The following is a 14,988-nucleotide window of genomic DNA, read 5'->3' as shown; positions in this document are numbered from 1 at the left end:
CTTGCCCCCGTTCGGCTGCGAAGCAGCCGTAAAACCTGCAAATGAGACTGTCAGGAAGAATGCAGTGAATCGTTTGGGACTGCTGCGCAGTCCAACGGGGGCAAGCGAACGCCAACCTCATCGGATGGTTGGCTTAACACCAAGGAAGGACACGATGCTGAAAGTAATCGCTCAAGATTTCATCAAACCCGAATACATTGAAACCGTTCGCCCGTGGTACGCCGAACTGGTCGAGAAGACTCGATTGGAGCCTGATTGCATTGCTTACGACCTGTTCATCGATCAAAAAGACCCGGGGCACTTTATCTTCGTCGAACAATGGCCGAATAAGGCGGCGCTGGATGCTCATTGCCAGTCTGAGCATTTTCGGCGTCTGGTGCCGCAGATCAACGGTTACCAGGCGAGGGATTGTATTGTTGTGCTGATGGATGCGTTCTGACGCCAGCCTCAAGGGTGGTTGGCGTTACATCAAGAATGAACAAGCGGGCTTCACTGTCCCCTGCCTTTAGCATCAGCACTTGTTTCCAGTGTTTGGGAAACAAGGCGTCATGTTCAGGGCGAGCGTTGCCCGTTACCCACCAGATCCGCTTGGCATTCAGTTTCAAGGTTGAAAAATCGTCGAAGAAAATCGAATGCAGATGACGAGGGATGAGTGCCCAACCACCGTATTCGGCGGTTCCCCAAAGGGTGCCTGTCGGTGGTTTGAAGGCGTATAACCTCGGTTGAATACCGGTCGAGTTGTAGTACGTGAACGGCAAGTACCAATACAGGTTATCCACGATGATTTCGTCACCCGGACGAACTTCGCGGCCAAGACCTGCGATCACGGCGTCCAGTTTTGCGTCTTTGCGAATGCTTGTCCCGTTCATCTCATCCGTTTGCGCGTAGACCGCCGAAAGCCCGTGTACTTCTGCCAATAAAACCAAAGCCATGGCGACAGCGGCAAGAACGGCGTGGCGTTGGCTCCATGCATCCAGCGCGAGCGCAATGATAAGGGGCAACGCGGCGGCAGCGAACACCAGGTATCTGGCATTGAAAACCGGCACGATCAGCGACACCAGAAAAACGGTCAGCACCGGCACAAAGAAATAGCCCACCAGCAAGACGATGAAAGGTCGCTCATGGCGTGCCTTGAGCAGCGCCGCAGCGGCGCAAACAACGATCAACACCGAGGGCAACACCCGCCATAAGGATGAATGACTGACCGCTCCCTCCATCATCACCAGTTGCCAAACGAAGGTCGGCGCCGTCTGCCAGGTGAGCGGCGGTATCCACTCGAGCCCGTCCATTCGCAGCAATTGATCGATGAAATCGGGTAGCCATGGCAGGTACAACACAACGATTGCACTGTTGGCCACGACCCATGCACGAAACGGTATTGCCGTGGACCGACCGCCATCTCGCACTCGCCACCAACAAAGCCAATGCACCAAAACGCACAGCGCGGCGAAGTAATGCGTGTAGAAAGCAGCCGTCATCAGCAGCACGTAAAAAACCGGATAACGTTTTTGATCCGGGGCCCTGACCCAGCACACCAGCGCCACGGTCGCGCCCATCAGCCAGAAGCCGAGCAAGGTGTACATTCGCACTTCCTGGCTATAGCGCACCGATATCGGTAGCGATGCCAGCAACACTGCCGCTATCCAGGTCGCCTTTCGCGTTGTCACCAGGCTCATCAATTTAATGCACAGCAACAGCGTGCCGACATCGGCCAGTGCACTCAGTGATCGCGCAGCCAACACGCCATTGCCGAACAGCAACATCCAGAAATGCAGCAAGACATAGTAAAGCGGCGGATGAACATCCCGCGCCGTTGTAGCCCAGATATACGCAGGCGAACCCTCGGCCAGCAGCAGGCTGTAGGCCTCGTCATACCAGATGACCGGCACGGTGATGGAGTGAAACCTTGCGAACAACGCGAGGACGATCACCGCCACCAGACCTGCCCTGTCGGCCATCCGGGATGAAAAACTTTCGAGAGGGATCGGAGAGGTAATCACCAGGCTCACCACTGCAGTGTGGTGATCGGGGTCGGTTCTTTCATGACGATAAAACCGTAATCGCCCAGCAGATAGAGGCGATAGAACTTGCTCTCCACCAGCGGCGGATAGCCCTGGTAACCCATCAGGGTCGCGTTATGCCGTTCCCTCTCCACCTCCACGTTGGTGATGCCCGCCTTCGGCAGGTTTTCGGCCAGCATGAAGAAGTTGATGTTCAGCAGATAATGCAAGACCGGCATCTGCTTGAACGAACCCGCGGCGCCCACCAGCCAGTGATCGGAATAACTCACCGACAGGTAAATGCGCTTGGCCTCGTACAGTTGCCGCTGGGCCGCAATGTCATGCCCCAGGGAAAACAACGCGCTGGACGCAAAGGTGTTCTGCACCGTCAGCACGCGGCCATAGGCGTAAGACAACGAAAGCATGGCCAACAGAGGCACCGCCAACAGCAGCGTCAGCCGCTCATGGATGGGCGCCAGCGCCAGATGACTCAAATAGAACAACAGCACCAACAGGACCGCGAAACCCATCAAGGTTCTGGCGCCTTCATTGAAGTCGCGGAAAAACAGCGCAGCCCCCGACACCAGTAAAGTCACGACCGGCACCGTCAGCACGCACACCAGGCCCATCAAGATTTTTCTCAGCCCGGTGTCGTGGCGTTCAATCACGTTCCGGGCTAACTGTGCGCCACCCACAAGGGCACACAACAGCAGCACGGCGAACACCCAAGTGAATCCACCGTGAAACAGCAGCGCGACTTTTTCCAGCACCCGGCCGATGTTGATTTCAAGTTGCAGCAAAGGCTCTGCTGCCCAGTTCAGCAATAAGGCGCGATCGTGGTTCATGTACGGATAAGCCGTGACGCTGTAGATCAACCCGCCGAGCCCTGCCTGGGCGAATTTCCAGCCGATCAATTCGTACCACTGCCGCCAGGCCCATCTGTCATTCGCGCCCCTGAGCAGTTCCAGGCAACACAGGCCCAGAAACACATTCAGGCTCACCTGATAGAACCCCAGCGCCAGCGCAATCAGGAAGGCCGGCACCAGCCATTGCAGAATGCGCGAGGGATGACGAAAAGTGATCGCGTAGATCACTGCCACCAGACTCAAGGCATTGGCCGGCCCGTCGTATTGATAAGACAGGTTCTGCAAAAAGAACGGGTTGTACCAGAGCGGCAACAGCACCAGGCAGCAGGATATCGTCGGCTGCGGGTAGTAATGGAATGTCAGGCTGGTCAACGCCGAGGCCATGGCAAGCGTGGCGATCAACAGCGGCAATGGAAAGATGTTCGGCGCAGCATCGCTGAACGTCAGCAGGTTGTAGAACAGCTCGGTGAATAACCGCCCCTGCCCCGCCCAGGCCGTACCGGCCGACAGCGAGCGCCAGTTGTCATCGATGTAGGGATAGTCCGCGAGGATCAGCGGAATGACATAAATAAGGGTCGCGACCAGGAAAAACAGCCAGACCCGACGACGCCCGAGTTCTTTGCTGAAAAAGTCGCCCAGTCTGCCCATGCTAAAGCCCGATCCGGTCTTTGCCGCCAATGACGTCTTTGACCACATAACGGGGCCGGTGCTTGGCTTCGATGTAGATGCGGCCGACATACTCACCGAGGATGCCGATGCCAATCAATTGGACGCCACCGAGAAACAGAATGGCCGTCATCAGCGACGGATAACCGGGAACACTGTTACCGAAGAAAATCTTGTCCAGCACCATGTACACCGCGTACAGCACCGCGAAGATCGAAATGCCGCCACCGATGTAAGTCCACAACCGCAACGGCACAGTGCTGAACGAGGTAATGCCTTCCAGCGCCAGGTTCCACAGTTTCCAGCCATTGAACTTGCTGCGTCCTGCCACTCGCCGGGCTCGCTCGTATTCCACCACCGCCGTGGTGAACCCGGCCCAGGACAGAACGCCCTTCATGAACAACTGATGCTCGGGAAGCGCACGAATCACATTGACCACCTTGCGGTCCATGAGCCGGAAATCCCCGACGTTTTCTTCGATCCGGGTGTAGGAAATCCTGTTCAGCAAATGATAGAAAAGCGATGCGCTGTGGCGTTTCAAATAACTGTCACTGTCACGATTCCGGCGTTTGGCGAGCACCACATCGGCGCCCTTTTGCCACTCGGCAATCAACTGCGGGATGACGCTGATCGGATCCTGCAGGTCCACGTCCATGGGAATCACCGCATCGCCGGTGGCGTATTCCAGCCCGGCAAACAACGCCGGCTCCTTGCCGAAGTTGCGCGAGAAGTTGATCAGCAATACCTGTTCATCGACCTGTGCCAGCGCCTTGGCCTGCTCAGCCGTCCGGTCGGTACTGCCATCGTTGATGAACACGATCTCGACTTCACACGGGTCAAGTTTCAATTCACGACGCACCGCCTGATGGAACAGACTGATCGCCTGCTCTTCATTGAATACCGGAACAATCAGCGAAACTTTCACGTTTCACACTCCTGAAAAACGAAGTGTAGATGTTCGTCAGGCCGCCATCAGGGGGCGTTCTGGCGCGCGAACTGCCCGGCAGACCAACGGACATGCCGTCCCAATTCGTTCGCTATAGGCAACTGAGATATTCAGTAATATCCGTCTTTTGCAATTGCCCGCGAATCACGCCACTCTGCGCGCCGCCAATGTGCGGCGAATCTTTTGCTCGCCGGCCACTTCTTATCCACAACCCGTTCAAGAGCCCGCCGTCATGACGTTTGAACGCGATCACCGAATCGATTTTTTTCGTGGCCTGGCCCTGATCTTCATCTTCTGGGATCACGTGCCGCAAAACCCGCTCGCGCAGTTCACGGTGCGCAATTTCGGTTTCAGCGACGCGGCGGAGATTTTCGTGTTCCTGGCCGGGTACGCGGCCGTGCTGGCCTACGGCAAGATCGCCCGGCGCGACGGCTTCATGGTCGCCACGGTGAAAATCCTGCGACGCGCCTGGGTGCTTTATGTGGTGCATATCTTTTTGCTGGCGCTGTTGATGGGCATCGTGTTTTTCGCCAACAGCCACGTGGAAACCCGAGACCTGGTGCAGGAAATGGGCTTGCAGTATTTCCTCAGCAATCCGCAGCAGGCGTTGATGGATGAGTTGTTGCTGCGCTTCAAGCCGAACCTGATGGACCCGTTGCCGCTGTATATTATTTTGCTGCTCGGCCTGCCGCTGGTGCTACCGATGCTGCTGCGCAAGGCTGAATACGTGGTGGGGTTGTCGGTGGCGTTGTACCTGCTGGCGCCATGGCTCCAGTGGAACCTGACGGGCACCGACGGTGGTGTGTGGTTTTTCAATCCGATGGCCTGGCAGCTGCTGTTTATTCTCGGTGGCGCAGTGGCGATCCACGGGCAAAGGCCTCGGGTGCAGCAACCTCGGCCGCTGACTCGGCTGCCGATTTTTATCGCCGCGTTGACCTATCTGATGGTGACCGGGCTGATCGCAGTATCGTGGAAGTGGCCAACCGTGCATGACGCCTTCATGCCCCAACGGCTCGGCGAATGGCTCTATCCGATCAGCAAGACCAACCTCTCGCCGGCGCGCCTGCTGCATTTTCTCGCCCTCGCCTACGTCACCGCCAGGTTGTTGCCGGACACCGGCTGGACGCAACACTGGCTGGCGCAACAAAGCTGTCGCATGGGCCGTTACTCGTTGGAAGTGTTCTGCCTTGGCGTGTTGCTGGCGCCGTTGGCAGACATGCTCAACGCCTTGGGTGGGAACACACTGGCAATGCAGATATCCAGTGCATTGCTGGGGGTCGGGCTGATGGCATTGCTGGGGGCCTGGCTGGATTTCAACAAGCGGTTGAATCGGCCAACTCAAATCGCCGTCGTCTGATATTGAGACAAGCAAACCTTTGGGCTGGGGAGCTTTTGTGAGGAGGGGCTTTTGTGGCGAGGGGGCTTGCCCCCGTTCGGCTGCGAAGCAGTCGCAAATCCGTTCCACGCGATATGCCTGATAAAAAATGTGCTGCTGGTTTTTGGGGACTGCTGCGCAGTCCAACGGGGGCAAGCCCCCTCGCCACAAAAGCTCGCTCGCCACAGGAATCGCGCCAACCAATAAAAAGCCCCGGTCATCTCGACCGGGGCTTTTGCACTTCTGGCATTACGACTTACGAAGCCGAACGCACCGCACCTTGCGACACATTGGTCGGTTGCAGTTTGAACACATAGAACAACACCGTCAGTAGCACCAGGAAAGCAGGCCCGACATACAGTGCCACGCGAGTGTCCGGGAAGTACGCCATCAGGCCGACCACCAGCACCAAAAAGGCCAGTGCCAGGTAAGAACTGACCGGGTACAGCCACATGCGGTATTTGAGGCCGGCACGTTCGCTCGCGCTCAGGCCTTTGCGGAACTGGAGCTGGGCCAGCAGGATCATCACCCAGGTCCAGATCGCGCCGAAAGTGGCAATCGCGGTGACCCAGACGAAGACCTTCTCCGGTACCAGATAGTTAAGCAACACGCCCAGCAGCAAGGCACCGATCGACAGCAGCAGCGCACGACGGGGCACGCCGTTGTTCGAGGTCTTGGCGAAACCGGCCGGGGCCTGGCCGTTCTGCGCCAGGCTGTAGAGCATGCGCCCGGTGCTGAAGATGCCGCCGTTGCAGGACGACAGCGCAGCGGTGATCACCACGAAGTTGATGATACCGGCGGCGGTCTTGATGCCCAGACGCTCGAAGGTCATCACAAACGGGCTGCCCTGAGTGCCGATTTCGTTCCACGGGTAGATCGACAGGATCACGAACAAGGCGCCGACGTAGAACAGCAGAATCCGCCAGAACACCGAGCCGATCGCATTGGGAATGGTCTTCTGCGGGTTCTTGGCTTCACCGGCGGTCAGGCCGATCATCTCGACGCCGAGGTAGGCGAACATCACCATTTGCAGGGACATCAACACGCCTTGCACGCCATTGGGCATGAAGCCGCCGTGAGCCCAGAGATTGGAAATCCCTAGCGCCACGCCGTCGTTGCCGAAGCCGAACGCGATCACACCGATGCCACCGACCACCATCGCAATGATGGTGACGATCTTGATCAGGGCGAACCAGAACTCGAACTCACCAAAGGCTTTCACCGCGATCAGGTTGATCGAGCCCATGCTGATCAACGCCGCCAATGCCCAGATCCAGCGCGGCACGTCGGGGAACCAGACGCCCATGTACACGGCCACCGCAGTGATTTCCGCGACGCAGGTCACCAGCCACAGGAACCAGTAGTTCCAGCCGGTCAGAAAGCCTGCCAATGGGCCAAGGTAGTCTTGTGCATAACGGCTGAACGAGCCGGCGACCGGGTTGTGCACGGCCATCTCGCCGAGGGCTCGCATGATCACCAGGATCGCCAGACCGCCGATGATGTAGGAGAGCATGATGGCCGGACCGGCCATTTCAATGGCCTTGGCCGAACCCAGGAACAGGCCGACGCCAATACAGGCACCGAGCGCCATCAAGCGAATATGCCGTTCGCCGAGTTCGCGTTTAAGCGGGCCGCCCTGAGCGGTCTCGCCGTGAGGCAGGTGATTGCCGACTGGCATAGGTACAACCTCGTCTTGTTATTGGATGTGACCACCGAGTCTCGAAGCACCGACCGATAAGCCAGCGCCTGCGAAACCGGGCCTGCTTCATGGGCAGACACGTCTTGCAGGACCAAAACCTGCAAGATCAGCGGGCATGCAGTATAAAAAGCTTCCAGCAGGGTTTTTCACTCTATAAACCACAACATTCAGCCATAACTCTCGGCAAAAGCGCGGTTTACGGAGTGGCATTACCTGACTTATGTAGGATTATTCGCCACTGAAACGGCGCGGAGTATTGCACAGCAATGGTGCATCGTCATGCCCCTACCTAGGCAGCATTTATCTCTTTGATGCGTCTAGCTCGGCTATTTCAGACGATACTCCCCTCCTGTGGGGGGGGAGCTGTTGTGGCGAGGGGGCTTGCCCCCGTTCGGCTGCGCAGCAGTCGCAAATCCGTTGCACGCGGTATGCCTGACACAACATCGAGGGTTCAAGTTTCGGGGGACTGCTGCGCAGTCCAACGGGGGCAAGCCCCCTCGCCACAACAGCTCTCCTTGCCACAGCAAGCCCTCGCCACAACAGCTCTCTGGGCATAACTGCACCCTCACCGCAGTTAATCCTTCGCAAGAATCAGAATATTCACTCAATAATTACGGCCCCGATCCAGGAAATCGGCAACTAGCCTGAGAAGCGTCAAGTTGACTACTTACGCAAGGAAGCAATGGATTGCCTACTCAACCAAACTCTCATCGCCTGCGCTTTGGCAGAGCCTCCGAAAACGGCCGCGCTTATCTCATCACCGCTGTTATTCACGAACGCCAACCTATATTTTCTGACTGGCAATTAGGACGTCTGCTGGTCGCAGAACTGCGCCGGGTTCACGACGCGGGTTTAGTGGATTCAATCGCCTGGGTTGTGATGCCCGATCACTTCCATTGGCTAATGCAGCTGCAAGACAACAATCTGGGCAGTGTTGTCGGTTCTACCAAGTCACGCTGCACCCAGGCAGTGAACAAAATGACCGGTCGAAGTGGCCCGCTATGGCAAACCGGCTACCACGACAGAGCAATCCGTGATGGCGAAGAGCTTCTGCCTTTTGCTCGTTACATTGTTGCCAATCCGTTACGGGCAGGATTGGTGGAAAAAATTGGCGATTACCCGCTGTGGGATGCCTGCTGGCTATAACGCTGAACAGCACATCTGTGAGGGAATTCTGTGGCAAGGGGGCTGTTGTGGCGAGGGGGCTTGCCCCCGTTCGGCTGCGTAGCAGTCGTGAATCCGTTGCACGCGGTATGCCTGATACAAACATAGTGCTGCTAGTTTTGGGGACTGCTGCGCAGTCCAACGGGGGCAAGCCCCCTCGCCACAGCAGCCCCTAGCCACAGCAAACTCCCTGACTACAGCAAGCTCCCTCACCACAAGGAACTGTGCATACCCGATATTTGGTTATTCACAATTTTTTCACCAACGCCAACCACCGTCTAAGCTTCAAACAAGTCCGATCAATCTGCGTGAATGGATCAGTCGACTATGGGCGCTTTGTGGCAAACCGATTCGAGTGAAACTGTGGTTCCGACTGAACGTGTGGATGAAGCGCCTTTACCTGAGAAACCCCGTCGTTCCCGACACGGCTGGGGGGCGTTCTGGTTGTTGCTGCTGATTATCCTGATTGTCCTAGGCCTCGCTGCGGCCAAGGAAATGCGCACCTCCAAGTTTCAGGCCCGGGAAATCAGCAAATATGCCGCCTCGCTGAAATACGAGCTGCAACCCGGCCCCAGCGATGCGATTCGCTATCCTGGCGCGGGCCCGTTCGATCAGCGTTTGGGTTACAGCGCCCTGGATGAGTTTCTGCCGCGCCTGCTCAAGCGCAACTACGTGGTGTCGGCACAAACCCGCTTTTCCCCGGCGCTTATGAAGTACAGCGACAGAGGCTTTTTCGTGCCTTATGCAGAAAAAATCCAGGCCGGGCTGTCGATCACCGATTGCCGCGCGGCACCGCTGTACCAGTACAAATATCCACAACAACTCTATTCAAGCTTTGCGGCTATCCCTCCGGTAGTGGTCAGCAGCTTGCTGTTCATCGAAAACCGCTTTTTGCTCGATCCCCGTCAACCTCTGGCCAACCCGGCCGTTGACTGGCCACGGTTCGGCATGGCGGCGTGGTCCCAGGTGGCCAAGTTGTTGCGCCTGCCAGGCCAGTCGGCGGGCGGCAGCACGCTGGCCACTCAGCTGGAGAAATATCGACACTCGCCCGATGGCTTGACCGTGTCGGGCGCGGAAAAGATCCGGCAAATGATTTCCGCCAGTGTGCGGGCCTATCAGGCGGGCCCGGAAACACTCCAGGCCCGGCAAAATGTGATTCGCGACTATCTCAACAGTGTTCCGCTGTCGGCAGTACCGGGCCACGGTGAAGTGCATGGCATGGCCGAAGGTTTGCGCGTCTGGTACGGCGCCGATTTCAACCGGGCCAACGAACGGCTGGCCAGCACCAACACCGATCCGAAAAGCCTGTCGGAAAAAGGCTTGGCCCTGCGTGAAATGCTGTCACTGATGATCGCTCAGCGTCGCCCTTCCCATTACTTGACCAAGGGCCGTGATGAATTGGCCAGTCTCACCGACAGCCATATTCGCCTGCTCGCGCAGAATGGCGTGATTGATGCGCCACTCGCGACAGCAGCATTGGCCAGTAAAGTGACTTACCGCGACTGGGCCACCCAGCCCACCATTCAGCCAATCGAAACCAACAAGGGCATCAGTGTGGCACGCAGCCGCCTGGGCGGGTTGCTCAACCGTCCGCTGTATGACCTCGACCGCCTCGACCTGTCAGCCACCAGCACCTTGCAAGGCGAGTTGCAAACCCAGGCCACTGCGTACCTCAAGCATCTGGCCGACCCAACTTATGCAGCGGAAATCGGCCTGATTGGCGAACGTCTGCTTACACCCACCAGCACCGCGCAGGTGCGCTACAGCTTCACCCTGTTCGAACTGACGCCGGACGGCTCGCGAGTGCGGGTGCAGACCGACAGCACCGACCAGCCGTTCGACATCAATGAAGGCAGCAAGCTGGAACTGGGCTCCACGGCAAAAATGCGCGTGCTCACCACATACCTGCAAATCATCGCCGAGCTGCACGATAAGTACGCAGAGATGAGCGTCCCTGAACTGAAAAAAGTCGAGGTCCCGGACCAGGACCGTCTGAGCCGCTGGGCCGTCGATTACCTGATTCAGAACAAAGACCGAAACCTGCCGAACATGCTGAATGCCGCGCTGGATCGCAAATACTCCGCCAGCCCTGGCGAGGCCTTTTTCACGGGTGGCGGGCTGCATACCTTCAATAACTTTCGCAAGGAAGACAACGGTCGCCTGCCGACCCTGCGTGATGCCATTCGTGAGTCGATCAACCTGCCGTTCATTCGGCTGATGCGTGACCTGGTGCGCTACACCACCTATTCCGGTCCCAACAACAGCGCCGAATTGCTCAAGGACGATCGCGACCCTCGGCGTCAGGAATACCTGGCCTCATTCGCCGACAAAGAAGGCACCTCGTTTCTGCTGAAGTTCTGGAAGAAATACCGCAACAAAGACACCCAGGCGCGGCTCGAAACCTTTCTCGACGGCATGCGCCCGACGCCGATTCGCATGGCCGCCGTGCATCGTTATCTATTCCCCCAGGCCGACCAGGAAAGCTTCAACAACTTCGTACGCTCGCACCTCAAAGGCGCCAAGCTCAATGAAAAACTGACTGACGAACGCCTCGAGCGCCTCTACCTGAGTTATGGCCCTGGCAGTTATGACCTGCCAGACCAGGGCTTCATCGCCAAGGTGCACCCGCTGGATCTGTGGTTGATCGGCTACTTGCTGAACAACCCCGACGCCAAGTTCAGCCAGATCGTCAAAGCCAGCCAGTTCGAGCGCCAGGAAGTCTATAGCTGGCTGTTCAAGAGTCGGCACAAGGGTGCCCGCGACAGCCGAATCCGCACCATGCTGGAGATCGAGGCATTCCTCGACATTCACCAGCGCTGGCAGAAAGTCGGTTATCCGTTCGATCATCTGGTGCCCTCGCTGGCCACCGCCATCGGCAGCTCCGGTGACCGTCCGGCGGCATTGGCTGAACTGATCGGCACCATCCTCAACGACGGTGTGCGCATGCCGACACTGCGTATCGACAGCCTGCACTTTGCGGAAAATACACCGTACGAAACCAAACTGATCAATGACCCGGATGTCGGCAAACGGGTAATGCCTTCCGAGGTGGCAACGGCCATGCGCGAGGCTTTGTCGCAAGTGGTGGATGCCGGCACGGCCAAACGCGTGGCGGGCAGTTTCAAACTGGCTGACGGTAGCCCGTTGGCCATGGGCGGCAAAACCGGTACTGGCGACAACCGCATTGAGGCCATCGGTTCCGGCGGGCGGATTCTCAGCTCGAAATCGATCAACCGTACCGCGACTTTCGTGTTCTACATTGGCGACCGGCATTTCGGTACCCTCACCGCCTATGTCCCCGGGCGTACGGCCGAGAATTTCAAGTTCACTTCCGCGTTACCTACGCAAGTGCTCAAGGGCATGGCGCCGATTCTTTCGCCTTACCTGCAACCCGGCACTCATACGTTGTGCCAGGGCACGGTGACAACGGCTGAACGCTAACGGGGCGTTTCAGCCGCTGTTTCAAGCGTGGTGTTAACTATGTATTTTTCGCTCTTGATTATTGAAAGCATCGCTTCGTAAACGCTGCCCGAATCCTGCTTATATTTGCGCTTTTTTCAGCGCTCCCCCTTGCCTAGTCTGGTCGTCCTATCATGGATGACTGGACGACAACCCCATGCCGATTACCCCGCTTACACCTGAAAGTACTCATCACGAATTAATCCGTAATGCCATACCCCCGTGGCTCACCGATGCATCATTGCAACGCGTCAGTGCGCTGAAAACTGTCAGGCTGAATCTTCCCGACTGGCACAAAACCGCCTCGGCAGCCGAACACCAGCGTTTGAAGGAAGACATCAAGGATTATTGGGTCGCGCAGAACAGCGTGGACAAGGCGCTCAGCGGCCTGCAAGACGTCCACGCCTTCGCCGAACCGATTCTGAAAAAAGCCCTGAAAGACCGATTTGGCCTGGAAGAAGATGTGAAGGAAACCTGGCTGCGCCTGTATGCGCCAGTGAAAACGTCTTGGTGGGTGCATGACTTCGCGGCCGGCACTCAAAGCCGCACGGTGTCCCTGCTCGATGCGGCGCTGCACAACTTTTCGAGCAGCGAAATCTTCACCACGGATTCCGAGTTCATTACCCGCCCAGACAACCGGGGGCATTTCAGAACAAAACCCATCAAGCACAAAATGCGCATCGATCAGTTCAAGACACTCTGTCGCGATCTGAACCTCGGTGCTCAATACGAACGACATCTCAAATCGTTTCTGCTACCGGCCGACAGGCTGGCCAGCAATGTACTGCGCTACCGGGTCACTCAAAGCCAGAAAAGTGCATTAAAAGCTGCCGCGCGCATGGCACTGATGAAAAAAGACCTCAGCCAACACGCCTACGCCGTTGTACAGGACATGCTCAATGAGCAAAAAAAACCGACATGGAACGGTAAAGCCGTCAGCTACTACAACCTGGCGATGATGGACGTTGCCCTGACCGGCATCGTGTTGATCACCGCCGATGTGCTCACCAGCAAAGTTCCCGAGCCACTGATTGCCTATGTCTCCAACGACCCCGAACATCCGCTCAAGGAATACCCTTCATCCATCGAATTCATGGCCGAGCTGACCCGCCAGTTACGGGATGATCCAGCCTCGCCAACACCGGGATCAGGACGCTATCAAACATTTTTCAGTCAGTTCATTACTCACTCGCAGCGCGGTGCTTTTTTCGCCAGGCTGAACGCACGTTTGAGCCAAGTGAAATGGCACCAGGCTGCCCCCGGTCCGAACACGCCGAGCTGGCGAGAGACACCAGTGGACAACCCGAACCTGCAGTTCAGCCTGTCGAAGATCGAGGATGATCGCCAGACCCGCTTCGACGGCGAGCTGTGGAAGTACCTCTACCAGGAGAAGCTGAACAAGATTCTCAATGACGCGCGAGACATCGTGATTTCCACCGACTATGCCGATCGCATGGCGCGCTGGGCCTGGTGGGACAATCTGGAAAAAATGCTCTCGGATATTCTCAATGTCGCGTTGCTGGTGGCGACTCCCTTGGTGCCCGGCTTGGGCGAACTGATGCTGGCGTACACGGCATATCAACTGACGGATGAAGTGGTCGAGGGCATTGTCGACCTGGCCGAAGGCCATTTGGCCGAAGCCGGTGAACAAGCCATCGGGGTGCTTGAAAGCATTGTTCAGCTGGGCGCTTTCGCCGCGGGTGCAACAGTGGGCAAGGTGGTGAACCAGAAGCTTTCGTCGTTTGTCGAAGGGCTGAAACCGGTGCAACTGGCCGATGGCAAGACCCGCTTGTGGAACCCGGATCTCGCGCCCTATCAACAACCACCCAGCGTGGCTTTGCCCAGCGACACCCGGCCGGATACGCTCGGCCTGTATCAACACCAGGGCAAGCGCCTGCTACCGCTGGATGGTCAATTGTTTGAGGTGGAAAAAGCCCCGGACAGCGACCAGCACCGCATCAAGCATCCGCAACGCCCCGATGCTTATGGTCCGGCGCTCACCCACAACGGTGAAGGCGCCTGGATCAGCGAAACGGAAAACCCGCGCGGTTGGGAAGGCACGACATTGATGCGTCGCATCGGTCACCGCGTCGACACGTTTACCGACACGCAGCTGGAACAGATTCGCCAGATCAGCAGCACCGATGAAACCGTGTTGCGCAGGGTACACGTTGATCGCGCCCCGTCCCCCGCACTGCTGACCGATACCTTGCAGCGCCTCGGCGCATCCGCAAAAGTCGCCGAAGTAGTATCCCCCGACGTCACCCTGCTGCTCATCGACTTCCCCGACCTCCCCACACCTGTTGCGGAAAAAATCATCCAGGGCGCCACACTCCAAGAACAACAACAGATGACGCAACAACGACGTCTGCCGTTGCGCCTGAAAACCCGGGCACGGGAGCTTCAGTTCGAGACGCAATCGGTTCGGGCTGCCCAGGGCCTGTACCAGGATGCTTTGATCAACATTGATACCGAACGCCTGCTGCTGGGGACGTTGCGAACCTACACCGACACATTCGGCGACTTGCGCATTGAAATTCGTGAGGGTGCATTTGATGGGGAGCTTCGTTGCAGTGCGGGCCCCGAGGATGCGACGCAGGTTCGGGTATTGATTCGAAACGAGGCCGGAAAGTACCGGGTACGGGATGCCTCGGATCAACCGATCCATGAGGACGAGGGTTTTCTTGGAGCGATCCTGCATGCCATGGGTAGGGATCGACAAAATGCGTTGGGCTATAAACCGGGTGACGCCGAGTCCTTCAGGCAGTGGGTCATTGCCAAGACCGCCCCGTCCAGCGAGCGCAGGACTCTGC

At 57.5% G+C, this 14,988-nt stretch carries 9 protein-coding genes; 5 read left to right on the top strand and 4 right to left on the bottom strand.

Translation table 11 applies throughout. The annotated features are described in order from the left end of the window. The first annotated feature begins 154 nt into the window (after positions 1 to 154). Complete coding sequence (locus tag KGB18_RS16265; protein WP_030129588.1) at positions 155 to 439, top strand: putative quinol monooxygenase; 285 nt, start codon at positions 155 to 157, stop codon at positions 437 to 439. On the opposite strand, the gene KGB18_RS16260 is transcribed toward KGB18_RS16265, so the two are convergent. Genes KGB18_RS16260 through KGB18_RS16250 form a run of 3 tightly spaced genes read right to left on the bottom strand, consistent with a single transcriptional unit; the run spans position 387 to position 4,457 of the window. Then, positions 387 to 1,958: a glycosyltransferase family 39 protein gene (locus tag KGB18_RS16260; RefSeq protein WP_223570284.1), complete on the bottom strand. Its 1,572-nt coding sequence runs from the start codon at positions 1,956 to 1,958 to the stop codon at positions 387 to 389. The genes KGB18_RS16265 and KGB18_RS16260 overlap by 53 nt on opposite strands. A 47-nt stretch (positions 1,959 to 2,005) precedes the next feature. Further along, a complete protein-coding gene (locus KGB18_RS16255; protein ID WP_223570234.1) occupies positions 2,006 to 3,514 on the bottom strand; it encodes a glucosyltransferase domain-containing protein in 1,509 nt (502 codons plus the stop codon). A gap of 1 nt (position 3,515) precedes the next feature. Beyond that, complete coding sequence (locus tag KGB18_RS16250) at positions 3,516 to 4,457, bottom strand: glycosyltransferase family 2 protein (protein ID WP_123719383.1); 942 nt, start codon at positions 4,455 to 4,457, stop codon at positions 3,516 to 3,518. A gap of 253 nt (positions 4,458 to 4,710) precedes the next feature. Between KGB18_RS16250 and KGB18_RS16245 the strand changes: the two genes are divergently transcribed. After that, positions 4,711 to 5,835 (top strand): OpgC family protein, encoded by a 1,125-nt coding sequence (locus KGB18_RS16245; protein WP_223570233.1) that lies wholly within the window; start codon positions 4,711 to 4,713, stop codon positions 5,833 to 5,835. 274 nt (positions 5,836 to 6,109) lie between these two features. On the opposite strand, the gene KGB18_RS16240 is transcribed toward KGB18_RS16245, so the two are convergent. After that, positions 6,110 to 7,531 (bottom strand): amino acid permease, encoded by a 1,422-nt coding sequence (locus KGB18_RS16240; RefSeq protein WP_201060509.1) that lies wholly within the window; start codon positions 7,529 to 7,531, stop codon positions 6,110 to 6,112. A gap of 708 nt (positions 7,532 to 8,239) precedes the next feature. Here KGB18_RS16240 and KGB18_RS16235 point away from each other — a divergent pair. The 3 genes from KGB18_RS16235 to KGB18_RS16225 form a co-directional block, all read left to right on the top strand. Continuing rightward, a complete protein-coding gene (locus KGB18_RS16235) occupies positions 8,240 to 8,698 on the top strand; it encodes an REP-associated tyrosine transposase (RefSeq protein ID WP_123719386.1) in 459 nt (152 codons plus the stop codon). A 345-nt stretch (positions 8,699 to 9,043) separates the two neighbouring features. Continuing rightward, a complete protein-coding gene (locus KGB18_RS16230; protein WP_223570232.1) occupies positions 9,044 to 12,157 on the top strand; it encodes a transglycosylase domain-containing protein in 3,114 nt (1,037 codons plus the stop codon). A 175-nt stretch (positions 12,158 to 12,332) separates the two neighbouring features. Then, on the top strand, positions 12,333 to 14,988 hold a 2,656-nt coding region (locus KGB18_RS16225), incomplete at its 3' end, for a dermonecrotic toxin domain-containing protein (RefSeq protein ID WP_317850979.1).

Origin of the sequence: Pseudomonas sp. BF-R-26 (assembly GCF_019947395.1) — a bacterium.
Classification (GTDB): Bacteria; Pseudomonadota; Gammaproteobacteria; order Pseudomonadales; family Pseudomonadaceae; genus Aquipseudomonas; species Aquipseudomonas farris.
Note: the sequence above shows the minus strand (reverse complement) of the source record. Positions and strands in the feature narration are given on the sequence as shown.

What these genes read in the sequence shown, in the direction of transcription:
- KGB18_RS16255 (WP_223570234.1), bottom strand. Translation starts at nt 3,514, where the DNA reads ATGGGCAGACTGGGCGACTTTTTCAGCAAAGAACTCGGGCGTCGTCGG.
- KGB18_RS16260 (WP_223570284.1), bottom strand. Translation starts at nt 1,958, where the DNA reads ATGGCCGACAGGGCAGGTCTGGTGGCGGTGATCGTCCTCGCGTTGTTC.
- KGB18_RS16230 (WP_223570232.1), top strand. Translation starts at nt 9,044, where the DNA reads ATGGGCGCTTTGTGGCAAACCGATTCGAGTGAAACTGTGGTTCCGACT.
- KGB18_RS16245 (WP_223570233.1), top strand. Translation starts at nt 4,711, where the DNA reads ATGACGTTTGAACGCGATCACCGAATCGATTTTTTTCGTGGCCTGGCC.
- KGB18_RS16240 (WP_201060509.1), bottom strand. Translation starts at nt 7,531, where the DNA reads ATGCCAGTCGGCAATCACCTGCCTCACGGCGAGACCGCTCAGGGCGGC.
- KGB18_RS16265 (WP_030129588.1), top strand. Translation starts at nt 155, where the DNA reads ATGCTGAAAGTAATCGCTCAAGATTTCATCAAACCCGAATACATTGAA.